At 37.0% G+C, this 15,324-nt stretch carries 15 protein-coding genes; 6 read left to right on the plus strand and 9 right to left on the minus strand.

Features of this window, described 5'->3' with window-relative positions; all coding sequences use genetic code 11:
* Positions 1-714: 714 nt before the first annotated feature.
* The 8 genes from EHQ70_RS18080 to EHQ70_RS18115 form a co-directional block, all read right to left on the minus strand.
* The gene (locus tag EHQ70_RS18080; protein ID WP_135588815.1) at positions 715-2,358 is read right to left on the minus strand and encodes a PEGA domain-containing protein; all 1,644 of its coding nucleotides are present in this window, start codon (positions 2,356-2,358) and stop codon (positions 715-717) included.
* The gene (locus tag EHQ70_RS18085; protein WP_135588817.1) at positions 2,348-3,127 is read right to left on the minus strand and encodes an ABC transporter permease subunit; all 780 of its coding nucleotides are present in this window, start codon (positions 3,125-3,127) and stop codon (positions 2,348-2,350) included. Before EHQ70_RS18085 ends, EHQ70_RS18080 begins: the two co-directional genes overlap by 11 nt.
* A complete protein-coding gene (locus EHQ70_RS18090) occupies positions 3,124-4,002 on the minus strand; it encodes an ABC transporter permease subunit (RefSeq protein WP_135588819.1) in 879 nt (292 codons plus the stop codon). The genes EHQ70_RS18085 and EHQ70_RS18090 overlap by 4 nt, the downstream gene beginning before the upstream one ends.
* A gap of 4 nt (positions 4,003-4,006) precedes the next feature.
* Entirely contained in the window at positions 4,007-4,468 is a 462-nt protein-coding gene (locus EHQ70_RS18095; RefSeq protein ID WP_135588821.1) for a PTS sugar transporter subunit IIA, read from the minus strand.
* Positions 4,469-4,503: 35 nt separating this feature from the next.
* Positions 4,504-5,394 carry a hypothetical protein gene (locus tag EHQ70_RS18100; protein ID WP_135588823.1) on the minus strand — a complete coding sequence of 297 codons (891 nt, stop codon included), beginning with the start codon at positions 5,392-5,394 and terminating at the stop codon, positions 4,504-4,506.
* Positions 5,395-5,407: 13 nt separating this feature from the next.
* Positions 5,408-6,409, minus strand: coding sequence for an ATP-binding protein (locus tag EHQ70_RS18105; protein ID WP_135588960.1), 1,002 nt, complete (start codon positions 6,407-6,409; stop codon positions 5,408-5,410).
* Between the two features lie 168 nt (positions 6,410-6,577).
* Entirely contained in the window at positions 6,578-6,856 is a 279-nt protein-coding gene (locus tag EHQ70_RS18110; protein WP_002973362.1) for a hypothetical protein, read from the minus strand.
* An 80-nt stretch (positions 6,857-6,936) separates the two neighbouring features.
* Positions 6,937-8,478, minus strand: coding sequence for a cellulose synthase family protein (locus EHQ70_RS18115; protein WP_167481732.1), 1,542 nt, complete (start codon positions 8,476-8,478; stop codon positions 6,937-6,939).
* Positions 8,479-8,598: 120 nt separating this feature from the next.
* On the opposite strand from EHQ70_RS18115, the gene EHQ70_RS18120 reads away from it, so the two are divergent.
* Positions 8,599-10,782, plus strand: coding sequence for a hypothetical protein (locus EHQ70_RS18120; RefSeq protein WP_135588825.1), 2,184 nt, complete (start codon positions 8,599-8,601; stop codon positions 10,780-10,782).
* Positions 10,779-11,519, plus strand: coding sequence for a motility protein A (locus tag EHQ70_RS18125; protein ID WP_135588827.1), 741 nt, complete (start codon positions 10,779-10,781; stop codon positions 11,517-11,519). The genes EHQ70_RS18120 and EHQ70_RS18125 overlap by 4 nt, the downstream gene beginning before the upstream one ends.
* 2 nt (positions 11,520-11,521) lie before the next feature.
* Here the strand turns inward: EHQ70_RS18125 and EHQ70_RS18130 are convergent, their stop codons facing one another.
* Positions 11,522-12,511, minus strand: coding sequence for a class I SAM-dependent methyltransferase (locus EHQ70_RS18130; RefSeq protein ID WP_135588829.1), 990 nt, complete (start codon positions 12,509-12,511; stop codon positions 11,522-11,524).
* Positions 12,512-12,722: 211 nt separating this feature from the next.
* Here EHQ70_RS18130 and EHQ70_RS18135 point away from each other — a divergent pair, with 211 nt between their 5' ends.
* From EHQ70_RS18135 to EHQ70_RS18150, 4 genes are read left to right on the plus strand one after another with little or no spacing between them, the layout of a single operon-like run.
* Positions 12,723-13,136 (plus strand): ribonuclease HI family protein, encoded by a 414-nt coding sequence (locus tag EHQ70_RS18135; RefSeq protein WP_135588831.1) that lies wholly within the window; start codon positions 12,723-12,725, stop codon positions 13,134-13,136.
* Positions 13,137-13,138: 2 nt separating this feature from the next.
* Positions 13,139-13,504, plus strand: coding sequence for a hypothetical protein (locus EHQ70_RS18140; RefSeq protein ID WP_135588833.1), 366 nt, complete (start codon positions 13,139-13,141; stop codon positions 13,502-13,504).
* Positions 13,505-13,536: 32 nt separating this feature from the next.
* On the plus strand, positions 13,537-13,959 hold the full coding sequence (locus EHQ70_RS18145) for a Fur family transcriptional regulator (RefSeq protein WP_135588835.1): 423 nt from the start codon (positions 13,537-13,539) through the stop codon (positions 13,957-13,959).
* The gene (locus EHQ70_RS18150; RefSeq protein ID WP_135588837.1) at positions 13,950-15,236 is read left to right on the plus strand and encodes a CCA tRNA nucleotidyltransferase; all 1,287 of its coding nucleotides are present in this window, start codon (positions 13,950-13,952) and stop codon (positions 15,234-15,236) included. The genes EHQ70_RS18145 and EHQ70_RS18150 overlap by 10 nt, the downstream gene beginning before the upstream one ends.
* The last annotated feature ends 88 nt before the right edge of the window (positions 15,237-15,324 follow it).

Consider the following 15,324-nt stretch of genomic DNA (forward strand, 5'->3'; position numbering starts at 1 on the left):
TACAGACTAATCACCCAGGAGTATTCTCGTGGAAAATTAAAATGTCGGTTATTCGTTTTGCTTTCGCAAAGGAAGTTCTTCCCCTTCCTCCGCCCACAGTCGCCTGCAAGCTACCGGTTTCATGAATCGCTAAAGAATCATGCGGTAAAAACCAAAGTAATTTCAAAACCCAAGCGGTCAACAAGCTTTTATAAAAAAGTTCGTAGTTCATGAAGATTATTTTTATGAATTGGTGGGTGTAGGTGTCGCGTAATGAGACATAATATAGGTGATGGACACAAAGAGAAATATATCGATTAATATCTGCTTGGTGTAAATTTAACAACAAATTCCAATAAACGATGTGCCGTTTGCGGATGTTTGGCGGTGAAAGAAAGGCAATTGTTTGTTAGATGGTGTGATGACAGCATCCGCAGGTAAAGTTTTGTGTATGAAACCAAAGCGGCAAGTCTGTTTGCGTTTTTTTGGCAATCAAGTATAAAATGAAGTTAGTCTTTGTGGGAATCTATTGTAACAAAGGATGGTTTCTTTTGTTTGGTGGGTGAAGAATTCAGTAGTCCGTTACTTCGTATTACGGAGGAAAGGTGAACTTTATTTGAGAATTTTTCTGGGAAGTCAAATGTTGGTTGGAAGTTATGGATGGGTGTGATAGAAGGAAGCCATTGGGTGGCGGGTCTAGTTCCCCTCCCTAATCAGGGCGGGGTGACTATATTCTCAATAACGCAGGTTAAATTGCATGTAACCATAACTTTCACGGGATGTCTGGCCATAACTAACCGAAGAGGGGTTCAGGGGAATATAACCAAACTCTAATGTTTCCTCATCAAGACCTAAATAGTAAAACGTAGCTGCAGATACAAGCATCAGCCCCATCATAATGACCATAGGGCCTGCTACTAATTGTCTATCCTTACGGTTTTCCATTGGCAAGGTCCCAGCAATACGTTTCAGATTTCTGGCTTTTGACTCTGCATCATTGATAATAGAATTTTGAACTCCATACCAAAAGAAAAATTCATCTGGATTGTTTCGATAAAAAGAAGAAATAGCACTCGCGTTAACGAGGGTTACATCCGATCTGGCAGCAGAATAAGCTTGTCTAGAAGCATAATTTAGATAAACATAACTTGCATAAAACAAAAGAGAACCATACAATGAATAGGTGGCAAAATCTTTATAGGTATGATCTAAAAATACATTCTGTTTATTCTTATAATAAATATCTGTTTTACCTTCTCTCATTTCAACATCAACAGTTACTTCTTCATTATCTCGCGCATCCACAGCCCGAAAACTATCAATATAACCTTCTTTTGAAATTCGCAATCGATTCATTCCGGTAGGGATAGCAATACGACTCAAAGGAGTTTTTCCTAGATATTGGATCCCTAAATACACATCTGACTCTGTATTGGCATTAACGGTAATAAAGGAGTTACTTAACTTTAAGGATAGTTTAACATCAAGAAGAAATGGTTTACCCTTTTCTAGCTGAATTTCCTGTTTATAAGGATGAAATCCTTCTTTAAAAACAAATAACGACCGTTTACCGATTGGGAATTTTTTGCCGACCATCGGAGTTTTTCCCAAATATATCCCATCTAAATAAACAAGAGCACCCTCTTCGCCTCCGGCAGAAATATCAACAGCTATAGTTTCTTTTCCTTGTAATTTCTCTCGAATGGATTCACCAAGTGGGCCCATTTCCTGATAGGCTCGAATTACGGATGTTTTGTGATCAAAAGGGATAATTTTCCCGTCAAAGTCATCATAAAGAAAAACTTTAGTTATAAGTTCGTTATCTTTCACCTCAAACGAACCAGAAATAATATAATCGCAATTTAGTTTTGAAGCGAGTCCAAAGGATTCATCAGGCGAAGGCGCCCTTTTATCCCAAATCTGTTTGATTGTAACCTTCACATAACGAGGATCTTTTTCTGGAGCCAGCTGTTTTTTTCCTGACCTAAGATCATCCAAATCTTTTTCGTTGGCAATTTCCTTCTTTTTTCTTTTTACATTGGGAGATTCTGCATCGATTTTCTCTTGAAGAGTCATTACTGGTGATTCACCAAAGGAATGATAAACAACATTTGCCTTTGGATGTTCCACATATGTATATTCTAAATTTCGAAGTTCCGAAATCAGAACAGAAGGAATTCCTTTGATTAAGTATTCTTTAGTTGGATCAGGAGTAATCGCAACAAAGGAAAACAAACATAAGTTGCGGGATGATTCATAAGTTACACTTCCCTTATAACTTTGTTTTGGAAAATTATAATAATCATCAATGGAGTATAATGGCAAAACATTGGACAAAAGTCCCAAAATAATGAATAATGCTGAAATTCTATGTTTCATTCTTTTTCTGGTTAGATCCCAAAGAATACACCAAAGTTAAAATGGCAACTACCGGAAGCAAAACGGAAACCGGTGACTTATCAAAATAATCTTTAGAAAATGAGATCTGTTCTCCAAGCCCAGGCCCCGTATCACCAATGGATGTCTGGATTCCTAAATAGGAAAATAAGGCCGTTGTCATAACTACTGCTGGTAGTCCCGAAAAAAACAAAAATCCAAACATATCCCGAAGTGCTGGAAAATAATGTAACAATACTAACTGATAAGGTTTTGCTCCCATACAAAATGAGGCCGACAAATATGGACTTTGTTTAATTTCCCGAATTTTTGCAGTGAGGGTTTCATAAGATATTGCCCAATCAGAAACAAGAATCGCAATAAAAATTGCAAAAGGATTCTCTGGCAACAAACTCATCACGACCAAAGCAGAAAGTAACGAAGGAATAGCGAGAGAAACAGAAACAACACCCGAAAGTATAAAATCAGATCGTTTAGGAAAAAACAGAGAAACCGCAGACAATAAAAAAGATACAAAGATAGTAAAAATTCGTGCAGGAACAACCAGAATAATGGTGGATAAAGATCCATAACAAAACAAAGCCAAGTTATCTCGGCCTAGTCTATCCGTACCTGCAAAAAAACCTGGAGAGAAAATTGGTAAATTGTTATTTGTCAGATCCACATTCGTTGGTGCTTGTAATAAAAAAACACCGACGAAAACTAACCCAAAAAAGAATAACCGAATCATTGTATGAACTTTTATCTTCATACCCCACCCGAAAAAAATCGTTGTAGATAAAAACCCATTCGATTCAAAACATAAAACAAAATTCCAGAATACATAAGGAGAGTTGCAAGTAACTGAGTATCCATCGATTTAATGGAATAATACAAAGACTTTCCAATTCCAGGGAAAAAGAAAATCTCTTCAACGACCATAGCACCAGACAAAAGAGATCCAAAATCTAAAACCAAAAGGATAAGTGCAATGGGAAGCACTTTCAAAAAAACTTCCTTACCAATGATGTGACTCCAAGGATAAGACCTTGTTAATAATAATTGTGTATATTTTGAGTCGGCTTCTTTGCGAATTTCAGGTAAAAGATATAAGGACATTCGTGCATAAATACGAGAACCTAATGTAATTCCAGGTAATACAACATAGTAAGTGTTACCGAATTCATACCCGCCGGGAGGAAACAATTCCAGTCGATAAAAAAATACAATTAACAATAATATGGCGACTATAAAGATAGGAGTTGATAGTATCAAATTAGAACTAAAGGATACAAAATTATACAAAACCTTTGAACGAAAATATGTTGCAGCAAGCGAAAGTCCAAAAGCAAAAAGCGATCCAAAAAGAATACTAAAGATAGCAAGATGAAAAGTAGAAAGAAATCTACTTCCTATATGCGAGTAGACAGTTTCTCCATTTTCCGTTTTACCACCTGATTCAAAAATCAAAGAATTCCAAAAAAGAATATAAGAAGATAGAAAGTCTTTTTTCTGACTTTGTATCTCCGAAATTCCAGCATCAGCGTATAAATAAGATTTATCTTTTGTATGAAACTCAGAGACAAAACTACTGATACAAGATAGCAGTAGTAAAAAATACAGAAAACGGAAAACTTCCGACTTCACTGGGTTAACTTTTGGAAAGGAAGGCCTTTTGGATTTCTTCGAAATTTTTGGCTTTGATGAGTTTTTCTCTTTCTTCCGGAATGTTGAGTGTTTTTGCAATCAAAGCCAATGTTTTGATATGATCTTGAAACTTGTTTTTTGGAACAATGAGCATGATAAAAATTTGCACCAATCCATGATCCAATGCATCAAAGTCGATCCCTTGCGGTGCAATGGCCATAGCACATTTCAATTCATTGACATAATGAACTGAACAATGAGGAATAGCCACTCCACTCCCAATACCTGTAGACATTGATTTTTCGCGGTTCATCAAAGAAGAAACGGTTTCCTCTTCGTGAACCGGATCTAATGATTGTGAGGCGACCATATGAGAAATCATCTTTCGGATTGCATCTTCTTTTGTAGATGCTTTGAAATCGAAAATGATATTTTTAGGGTCAAGAATCTCCAGAAGTTGATTCATATGGTATAACTTACTCCCACCTTTTCAAGATCGGCTTATTTTCCAAGAAAAACCCTGACAAGTAAGCCTTCCAAAAGAAAAAAAACAATCAGAACCAAAACAGCACTTATCCCCATTTTACCCACAAAAAAGGCAATGGGAAGCAAAATGACAAAACTCAGTAAGGAAACATAATAAGATCCGTAAAAATTTCTACCCGGACTCATATGGAAAAAGAAGGCAAGTGCAGAATAAGAGAGAATCCAATTGAAACTCAAATTCCCAAATCCAATCCCCCAAAGTGAAAATACAGAAAGCCAACCAAGAAAAAAGCCTAACAAAACTGTCCTTCGAAAAGATACCCAAGCAATTCCCACGAGCGCATAAATCCCCAGACTATCAGCAAAAGAAATATAGTCTACAGCCTTCAAAGGAAGATTACTAAACCATGGTAAGGTCAAAGGGAGAAGCGAATTTTCAAAAGAAATTCCAACCCAAGGAATTAGTTCCACAGGAGTCCGCAACGAATATCCAAGTAAGGAAAAAATAACATCCCACAGCAAAACAAAAAAAAGAACCAAACTAAAGATAGGAACTCGTAGCGAATACAGTTGGCCTAACAAATAGTGTACGGCCAATGCAAAAAGAAACGCAATCGGTAACAAAACAGGATGTAACCAAGTTGTTGGCAGCAAAAGAAAAACTATGAGTAACTGAGAAAGAAGTCCTAACCAATACGGCGACTGGTTAGCCCGAATACAAAAACCAAAATATACTAATGTGATGATAGAAGTGATAACAATTGGTAAAACAGGAATGGGTATGACATGTGCGAGCTCATAGCCAAGAATTCCCATCAATGTTAAAAAATAGAAAAAATCGGCAAAAATTTCTGAGGATTTTACCCCCCAACTATTTTCAGATAAAATATAAAGGTTCTTAAGCATACGGTAACGACAGTTAAGCCATAACTCCTTCAATTCGTTTCCGAATATCAATTCCAGACGGACAGTAAACTGTACAGATTCCACAGGACACACAAAGGTTCTTTTCAAACTCTTCTGTTTTTCCTTTGATCAATTGAACTGGATTTGCATGAGTGGGACAATAGTTGTTACACTCCATACAATCAATACAACTGAATTCTTTTCTAGAAGCAGGAAGTTTTTCATAAAGAGTAATTGCGTAATGTTCGTAAATATTAAAGTTACCAAGAGAACCAACGTCCATAGGTTTTACTTCTTCAAATACTGTTTCAAAGGAAGCGATTTTGTATCGTTTGTCTAAATTTGCTGGGATGAATGCTAATGATTGGCCGTTAGTCAAAAAAAACTGACGCGGTTCTACATCCATTCTTCCTTTACGATCCACCAAAAACACAGCAAGATGCCTTTTGGTAAATGGTTCCTCATAATATAACTTTCTTAAAATATGAAAAATGGTTTCTGCACCTAAAAATAAAACTTCAAATCCAATTAATGACTTTCTAGTTTTATCCACGGGTATGTGGAATTGTTTATGTAAAAAATACTCAGGGATTCCATTCGGATGTTCAAAATCTAAACTTTGATCTTCAAAAAAATTAGATACTTCTGCTTTGGGAAAAATCAAACGTAAAAGTTCAACGAAAGATAGATACGCTTCCTTCATATCACGAAGGATCATCTCTTCAAAATTCAAATGTTGGTATCTACAAAATGGTGATAAAACAATCTTAAACGCAGAATCTTTGTTAAACTTTTGAAAGTAATCCTTTAGAGGAGTTTCAATCAAATCTAAAGAATACAATGCACCTACATCAAACGAATCTAATAAAGAATTTAAATCATACTTCTTGGATTGAAAAGGAGAAGTTGTAGACCAAGATCCATCTTGTTTGATTTGAAAGTGTTTGTGGTCTGGTGTGAGACTTGCGACTCCATTGACAGGTGCAAGCACCTTTTTCCCGTTATGTGCAAGCATAACTTGCCCATGAGTCACTCGTGTGGGATAGGAATCAGAGAGAACGCTGCCCGCGGGAACGGGGATCAGGAATTGACCCTGAATCGTCCGTTCTTTTTTGTTTTCAGTTTTATGAAGTTTGCGAGCGAAGGCGCGAGGTAACCTGGGGAACAACACGCCGATAATAATTTAGACGGCTTTCACCATGTAGATTTCGTCTTTGATTGGGAGTTCTTTTTTCAAGTTCTTGATATAAGGTAGAATCTCTCCCATTTCTTCATAATACTCGCAGTTGGTTTGCATACGACGAGCTACAGTAAAGTATTTATAAAGTTTTTCTTCACCGGAACGTTTAGACCATTTCTTCTTGTTACATTTGACTCGAAGAATGTATTTATCTTGCTCCGATTCGTATTGGCGAACGACAACACAATGCAAGCAGTTCGCGCAGTAGACTTTTTCACTCATGGAAGACCCCTGAATCTAGGTTGAAAATACAGCTTTTTGGAAGGAAAGGTTTCGTCAAGTAAGTACCCGTCGCTCTTTCCTTAAGCGACGGCACGAAGTTCCTTTTCTGCTTTGGTCGCTGGTTTGAATTTCCAAAACGACTCGGCTACAGAAAGGTAAGAGACATAGAAAAAACCGATAGAATAGAGAACCATAAAACCGATCATATATGGCTTTCCGACCACAAAGGAAAGGTAGATGCAAAATACACAATAAGCACCCATAAAAAATTCAAGGAAAGCGCGGTAATCAACAGGAACCACATATTTGATTTTGTCCTGCAAACTATCTCCTTCTTTCTCGATTCTGAGTTTCGGAGTGCGTTTGAAACCTGATTGGACGCCAAAAACTGCTTCCACCCAAGCATAAGTATTCATCACAGCGATTCCTGTTCCAATCATCACAAGGATAGGAAGATAAATCAGTTTGGATTTCCAATCTTTGTGAATTTCTCTTTGGGAATATGCGTAAAAAATAACGGGTCCCATGGATCCGATGGAAAGCACTGCTGCCGAACCAAAAAGAATTTCCATAGGGAGGTCATCCATTTTAAATCCTGCCCAATATTCCATCAGTAGAAGAGGTGCCGTGAGAAGGATATTGATGATCATGAGTGGATGTACGGAATAATTGATAAGATGAGTGATGGCCTCACCTTTGATTTTCCAAGATTCATTTGATTTCCAAATGCGTGGGATGAGTTTCACAGCAGTTTGGATGGATCCTTTGCACCAACGGAATTGTTGTGCTTTGTATGCGTTCATTGTTGCAGGGATTTCTGCCTTACAAACTACATCTTTGATATAACGGAATTTCCAACCTTTGAGTTCAGCGCGGTAAGAAAGATCGAAGTCTTCCGTTAGGGTGTCATGTTCCCATCCACCAGCGTCTTCAATACAAGAACGTCTCCAGATTCCGGCAGTTCCATTGAAATTCATCCAAAGGCTTGCCCCATTCCTTGCGACTTGTTCGATCATAAAGTGACCGTCGATTCCAAAACTTTGTGCTTTGGTTAAGATATTATATGTTTCGTTGATATGACCCCAACGAGTTTGAACCATTCCTATGGATTCATCCTCGAAGTATCCCATAGTGCGAAGGAGAAAATCTGAGTCTGGTGTAAAGTCGGCATCGAAGATGGCAATGTAATCCCCTTTTGCTTTTGCCATCCCTTCATCAAGGGCGCCCGCTTTGTGACCTTTACGATTCGTTCTGTGAACGTGTTCGATCCAAATTCCTTTTTTCTTGTACTGAGCCACAAGAGTCGCAACCTTTTCGATGGTTTCGTCAGTGGAATCGTCAAGAACCTGGATTTGGAGTTTTTTTGCTGGGTATTCGAGATTACATGCAGATTCGATCAAACGATCAACTACATAGAATTCATTAAAAATAGGAAGTTGGACCGTTACTGTAGGAAGGTTTTTGTCCTTTAAAGAAAGGAGTTTGGTCTCATCCTCCGCACAATTTTGTTTGTATCTGCTATACAGAAACACCATTAGGTAGGTGTGTAACCCGAAGTAGAACAGAACCAAAATATCAAAGCCGTAAAGAACCAAAAACGATATAGATAAAAACGTGAGCATAGTTATAGTCAAAATCGGCACAAGGGCTCATTTGGTCAAACATTTTGTGCACCGCCAAATAAAATAAGATTTTCTTAGTTTGCGAATGTGGCCTATCCAACATCTTTGGTAGCAAATTCTATGGATTCTCAATGGAAACGTTTCTGGGAAACCGGCCTCTTCCCCTCACTCGAGTTTAGTCTTAGCCTTTCGATTGGTTATGTGCTCTCTCTATTCTTTTATGTAGCCGGATCTGAACTTGCCTTAATTGATCGTACAGACACCGCCTACCCAATATTACAAATCCTTCTTGTCGTTTCTTTTTCTGTTGGATTTATTTATAGAAAATACAAACAGACGTTACCTGTCAGTTTAGCAACGGCACTTCTAGTTGTAGCCATCATTCAAATCTTTTGGTTCCTAAGAGCAAACTCCGCAGAGTTTTTAATCGATTATATCTTCTCATTTGAATTGGTTTTAGTGAGTGGAATTTTATCTGCATTCGCAGTTGGAATTTATGGAGGTTCTTTACGTGATTTTCGATTTTTAAGTTTTGCCCTTGGAGTAACAGCTTTTACTTTTTACTCCTTATTTGAACCCAACCAAAACTACTCCATGAAGGTTTTGTTAGCTGTCCTTTATATACTTTTGTCACTCTATTTGATTAGCGCATTTATACAAAAAAATCCACAATCCAGTAAGTTTTACAAAATTCGATCCAAAATCGGCAAACATCCGTTATTTACTCCTTTTTATCGATCTGCACTTTCACTTTTAATCTCCTATTGTATCTTACATATTTATTTCCAACCTGGGCCCAAAATCCCACTCATTCTCTCCATATCTTTTTCAGTGATTTTCGGAAGAGTGTTATCGCTGCTCGGTGGATTAAAAAAAGAAACAAAGGCTGTCTTTTTAATCGGTAGGGTCGCTTTACTTTTTGCTTTTTTCTTTTTTATCTACCAAACTTATTGGAGTTCGTTTTTTATTGCACTTTGTATTATCACAGGTTCGATCGTTGGATTTTTTAAACCAAACAAAACTGCTTACAAAGAATATATGTTTGTTGGTCTAGAAACTAGTATTTACCTTGGGTTATCTTTTTTATTATATTTTTGGAATTTACCAATGGGGATACGAACCGTCTCCGCGTTGTTATTTGTCCCTGTTTTAGTTTATCCTTACTTGATGCAAAAACACATCGTAAGATTGCCAAGGATTTTAATGTTAGGGATAGCAACCCTAACAGTTTTGTTTTTCTTTTCACCACCAACAATACGAACAAATTCTCCATTTTCAAAAAAAGAAATTTTTGACCCCATCCCTTTTGCGATTACAAATATCGCATTTAACGATGAAAATTATATTTTTTATAAATCGGTTTTACCTTTTGCCTCGAATCCCTTCCTTCCGAAACGTTCGGAAATCAAAGGTAAAACTGTTGTTTTAGGATTAAGTTCCAATCAATCGCAGATCATATCTTATATAGAAAGACTAAGCCAAGAACAGCACCCATTCTTAATCCTTACCACGCGAAACAAATCCAATCAATTTCATCATATCAATGCTTTGTCACTCCTCAGCAGAAAATCGTATTGGAATTTTGACATTTATTATCCAAGTTATTTGGAATCAAAAATAGGATTTGCAAATTCTCTTCCAGTAGATTGGAAACTCAAATACTTTGCCGAAAAACTAGATAATGCTACAACTTTAGAAGTAGTCGCTGCGTTGGACTCAATCTTAAAATATTCTTCCGGAGATCTAAGAAAAGACGCCTTAGAAATCAAACATTTATATTATGAATCATTTGCCGAATATGCAAGATTTTATCACAATATAGGGCAAAACAAACTTGCATTAGATGCAATTACGGTCGCAAGGAAATTTGAACCTCCTAAACTCGATTTATTAAGAATTGCATTTAATAGTTTGAAGTTTACAACTCCCGAAGCAGAATACATTCCTATTCTTGAAGATCTAAGTTCTGATACTGAATTCCAAGAATTTGCTTGGAATTCTCTTATCCCTATGTTTGAATCCTTAGGAGATTGGAGCAATGCACTTCGGACCATGAGTTCATTGGAACGATTTTATCGACTGAACAATCAAATTGACCAGGCCAACGAACTAGAGTTAGCTCGCATTCGATTATTCATCAACCAAGAAAATTGGAAAGAAGTTGAACCCATCATTGGAACGCGGATGAGAGAAAATTCAAATTCCGTGATTTGGGAAAGACTAAAAAATGAAGTTATAGAAAAAAAAGATTCACTTCGAAGGTCTAGTTTTAGACCAGATGTGAAAGGGGCAAGAATCCAATGATCCACTCCACAATTCTCGGAATCCTCGCAGCCGTATTATCGGTTTTCGTAGCCATTTTGATTGAAGGTGCATCGTTACGTTCCTTCTTTCACTTACCGGCAATGTTACTAATCGTTGGCGGAACGTTAGGTGCTACATTTGCATCTTATTCTATATCCCAAGTCACAAAAGCAGTAAGGGACACACGATTTGTATTTTCGAGAAAAAAAGAAACCGATCTCAAACTTGTTTTTTTTCGGTTTTGGGAAAAAGCACGAAAAGATGGCCTTTTGTCTTTAGAAGATGAAGCCAAAAAATTAGATAACCCATTTTTACAAAAAGGAATCCAATTGATTGTAGATGGATCAGATCCCAGAACCATTGAAGAAATTTTATGGGAAGCCCACGAAGAAGAAGAAAAACATGATTTAAAGTCCGCAAAAGTTTTTGAAACAGCCGCAGGATTTTCTCCAACAATAGGAATCATTGGAACCGTTCTCGGACTCGTTACTGTATTAGAAAATCTAGATGGAGGAACCAAAGTTCTTGGGCAAGGAATTGCAACAGCATTTATTGCAACCTTTTACGGAATTTCATTTGCCAACTTGATTCTATTGCCAATTTCAAATCAACTCAAAGTGATCGCCAAACAAGACAGCAACGAACGTCAAGCCATTATGAGAGGAATTCTATCGTTGCAGTCGGGCGAAAACCGAAGGATCCTCGCAGAACGAATTGATCCTTTTGTAAAATATTAAAATCAATTCTTTGTTTCTGGTTGTATACAGAACAATTGGTGGATTTTTTCATCGCGGAAGTCTTTTGGGATGGATTCTTTCGTACGATTTGTACACTTAAAACCACGTTGATTCCATTCCTCATCCGCAACTTCCATTTTAAACTTTCTAAAGTTTGTTGAGAACCAGATTTCCCCGTCATCACTTAAAAACTTTGTTAATAATAACAAAAGTAGGTTTTTATGTTTGGTTTGAACATCCCACTCTTCGTACATTTTTTTGCTATTGGAGAATGTTGGTGGATCTAAAAAAATTAAATCATAACGTTCTCTGTTTGGATTTTTGATTTCCTCTTCCACCCATTGTAAAATATCTGCATTTACAATTTGATGATGTGTTGATTTGAATCCATTATGTTCTAGGTTTTTCAAAGCCCATTCACAATAAGTTTTGGACAAATCTACACTTTTTGTCTTTTTTGCACCACCTGACGCTGCATAAACGGAAAATGCGCCCGTATAAGAAAATAAATTTAAAACTGATTTTCCTTTTGAGACCTTTCGTATCCAATCTCTTGTGATACGATGATCCAAAAAAAGACCCGTATCTAAATAATCAGAAAGATTGATTCGAAATTCTAAATTGGATTCTTTTACCCATTCAAAGTTTCCTTCAATCGATAATTTATCATATTGGTCTAAACCTTTTTGTTTTTTACGTTTTTTTAAGAATAAATGTTCTTCATCAATTTGAAAAACATCGCGAACAATGGAGGCGATACGATCAAAACGTTCATCGTGTCCTTCTTCCAGTTGGAAACGTAATGAACTTTTATCATACAAGACAAGCCCGTTAGGGTAACGATCCAAAATACATGGCACTTGCGGAATATCTTCCGAGTAGATGCGATAACATTCGATAGATTCACGTTTTGCCCATTTTTCGCGTTCCTTCCTTAATTTGCGAAGGCGGTTTTCAAACATGGTAAGGGCACCAAATCCCCGTTCGGTCATGGAAGTTCCTTTTTTAGGGGAGGTTGGGATTTTTAGGTAGATGTCCCCGCCCTATCTAGACTGGGTGGGGTTATCCACCCGCCACCCAATACGCTCCATCTACCACGGCCCGCCGAAAAAGTCCTTCATAAATCCAAATCCAAATGATTTTTTTAAATTCAGTTCATGTTTTTGATTGGTGGGTATCCGTTCACGGAAAAGACTGTCGGCTATGTCTACAAAAGATACCACCTTCATTTATTGTGACGGTAGTTCCCGCGGAAATCCAGGTCCTGCAGCCATCGGAGTATCCTTCCAAAACAATGATGGAATCGAATTTTTTTCTATCTCGGAGAAAATAGGTAACGCCACAAATAATGTGGCAGAATGGCAAGCCTTGTATCGCGGAATGGAAGAAGCCATCAAACAAAATTTACAAAAAATTAAATTTCGTTTGGATTCGGAACTTGTCGTCAAACAAATGAAAGGTGAATACAAAGTAAAAAACAAAGACCTTCTTGTTTTTAAAACTAAATGTGAATCATTAAAATCATCTTTTTTAAATTTTGATATTCAATACATACCAAGAGAACAAAATGCAAGAGCCGATCAACTAGCAAACATAGCACAAGATTCAAAGGATTAATCATGCGAACGCGAGCTTTTTTATTGCTGTTTTTCTTTTTGATTCTGGTCACATTTTTATCAAATTGTAAAAAATCAGCAACTCGCCAACTGGATGATTTATTGGAATCAGGATCTTCTTTCCAATCAGCCACATTTTGTGAGAAAAATAAAACCCAACTCCTTGAAAGAAAGGAAGACTGCGAAAGTGCTGCAAGATTAGCAAAGGAAGAAATCGACACCATTCTGAATCGAAGATTGGATTTGGGTATTGCCCCCGTAATTGTAGAAAAAAGCAAAGGAAAGGAAATTGAAGAATTTCTACAAGTTCATACGCGAATGGGAATACGGTATTGGGAAATCTGGAAAACAAACGTGATTTTAGAATAGACAATCTCCCCCCACCACAGGATAAACAAATCATGGCTGGTGATCCTTCTCAAATTCTAAAAAAAATCGGACTTAAGGTAACAAAAAACCGTGAACAAGTTTTATCGATTCTCCAAGGATCCCCTAGACCTTTAAATCACCAGGAAATCATGGAAAAACTACCCAAAGAGGAATCCTGGGACAGAGTTACCATCTACCGAGCCTTATCTGATTTAGAAGAAAAAAACCTTTTAAATTCACTACATTCAACAGATCGCGTCACCTATTTCGAGTTAAAGTCTGATGGTAATCATATTGTATCAAAAGCACATGGTCATCTAATTTGTAACAATTGTGGTAAAATTGAATGTATCGACGATCCTTGGAATGGAATACCTTCCACCAAACAATTAAAAGGTTTTTCAACGGAATCAGTTGAAATCGTTTTTAGAGGCAAATGTAGAAATTGCCAATAGACATCCAATCCCTTGTCCCCAACAACTATTTAAACCATCTATTTCACATTGACTCTGAATTGAAAGGAGCAGGGTTTGAATGTTACCTTGTTGGTGGATCTGTTCGTGATTTGGTTATGGGTAAAATTCCCAAAGAATATGATCTTACCACAAATGCAGAACCCAACCAAGTAAAGAGACTCTTTCGAACTGTTATCGATACAGGCATCGAACATGGAACAGTCACAGTGGTTTTGGACAAAATCAATTATGAAATTACTACCTATCGTATTGATAAAGATTATACTGATGGTAGAAGACCAAATCATGTTGAATTCGGAACTACATTATCAGAAGATTTAAAACGACGAGATTTTACAATGAATGCACTTGCATTCGATATCAAAACAGGTGTTCTTGTGGACGAACACTTTGGACAGAGAGATATCGAACAAAAAATCATTCGTACAATCGGTGATCCCATCAAGCGGTTTACTGAAGATGGTTTACGTCCTATTCGTGCATTACGATTTGCAAGTACTTTGGATTTTACAATTGCAGTAGAAACAAAAAATGCAATTCATCAAACCAAAGATGTTACAAAAAAAATATCTTTAGAACGTTTTCAGGATGAAGTTCTAAAATCTTTTTTAGGTTCAAAACCTTCCAGAATGATCCAACTTCTGGCAGAAGAAAACATCTTTCAAATTTTTCTACCGAATCTTCCCAATCATTTGATTCCTAAAACTCCTATCTTAGAACGATTGGATTCAATCTCTAAAGAGTTAACAGGGATGCAATTGGCATTTGCATTTTATGCATTACTCGGAGAAATTGTTTCTAAAGATTTAGAAACAATTTTAAGAACCTTAAAATTCTCAGGTCAAAATACAAAGGACTGCATTTTGTTTTTTGATTTATTATCCCACTGGGAAACAAATCAAAATTTGGCCAAACCGGATGAATTGTTTTTTAAAAAATACTATTTAGCGCCCGTTAAGCGCCATTTTCAAAAACGGGTTACGATGGATGCCTCCTTTCTCCAAAAACTAAGCCCGGTTTTTGGACCCACTATTTCGGAGATGACCCGAATTTGGGAGGAAAATCCCCCCTTGCTCCTGACCGATTTGCAATTCAACGGGAACCATCTCGCCGAATCCTTCCCCAATTTAGCCAAAACCAGTTATGGGATCATCCTAAACCAACTCTTAGACCTTGTCCTACACTCGCCTAAAGAAAATGAATATTCTAGACTATTGCATCATTCTGCTCAGATAATAAACAATTTGATCAATTAATTTCTGGAACCTTTCTCGTTTGAGCCGGCAGATGTTACTTTATTAATCAAAAAATAATTTTTTTTCCGCCAGATCTCATTCAAATACA

This window comes from Leptospira congkakensis, from assembly GCF_004770265.1.
Taxonomy (GTDB): Bacteria; Spirochaetota; Leptospiria; order Leptospirales; family Leptospiraceae; genus Leptospira_A; species Leptospira_A congkakensis.

Coding starts and splice junctions, on each gene's coding strand:
- EHQ70_RS18085 (WP_135588817.1), bottom strand. CDS start 3,127: ATGAAGATAAAAGTTCATACAATGATTCGGTTATTCTTTTTTGGGTTA.
- EHQ70_RS18095 (WP_135588821.1), bottom strand. CDS start 4,468: ATGAATCAACTTCTGGAGATTCTTGACCCTAAAAATATCATTTTCGAT.
- EHQ70_RS18105 (WP_135588960.1), bottom strand. CDS start 6,409: ATGCTTGCACATAACGGGAAAAAGGTGCTTGCACCTGTCAATGGAGTC.
- EHQ70_RS18135 (WP_135588831.1), top strand. CDS start 12,723: ATGTCTACAAAAGATACCACCTTCATTTATTGTGACGGTAGTTCCCGC.
- EHQ70_RS18100 (WP_135588823.1), bottom strand. CDS start 5,394: ATGCTTAAGAACCTTTATATTTTATCTGAAAATAGTTGGGGGGTAAAA.
- EHQ70_RS18125 (WP_135588827.1), top strand. CDS start 10,779: ATGATCCACTCCACAATTCTCGGAATCCTCGCAGCCGTATTATCGGTT.
- EHQ70_RS18145 (WP_135588835.1), top strand. CDS start 13,537: ATGGCTGGTGATCCTTCTCAAATTCTAAAAAAAATCGGACTTAAGGTA.
- EHQ70_RS18115 (WP_167481732.1), bottom strand. CDS start 8,478: ATGCTCACGTTTTTATCTATATCGTTTTTGGTTCTTTACGGCTTTGAT.
- EHQ70_RS18080 (WP_135588815.1), bottom strand. CDS start 2,358: ATGAAACATAGAATTTCAGCATTATTCATTATTTTGGGACTTTTGTCC.
- EHQ70_RS18110 (WP_002973362.1), bottom strand. CDS start 6,856: ATGAGTGAAAAAGTCTACTGCGCGAACTGCTTGCATTGTGTTGTCGTT.
- EHQ70_RS18120 (WP_135588825.1), top strand. CDS start 8,599: ATGGATTCTCAATGGAAACGTTTCTGGGAAACCGGCCTCTTCCCCTCA.
- EHQ70_RS18140 (WP_135588833.1), top strand. CDS start 13,139: ATGCGAACGCGAGCTTTTTTATTGCTGTTTTTCTTTTTGATTCTGGTC.
- EHQ70_RS18130 (WP_135588829.1), bottom strand. CDS start 12,511: ATGACCGAACGGGGATTTGGTGCCCTTACCATGTTTGAAAACCGCCTT.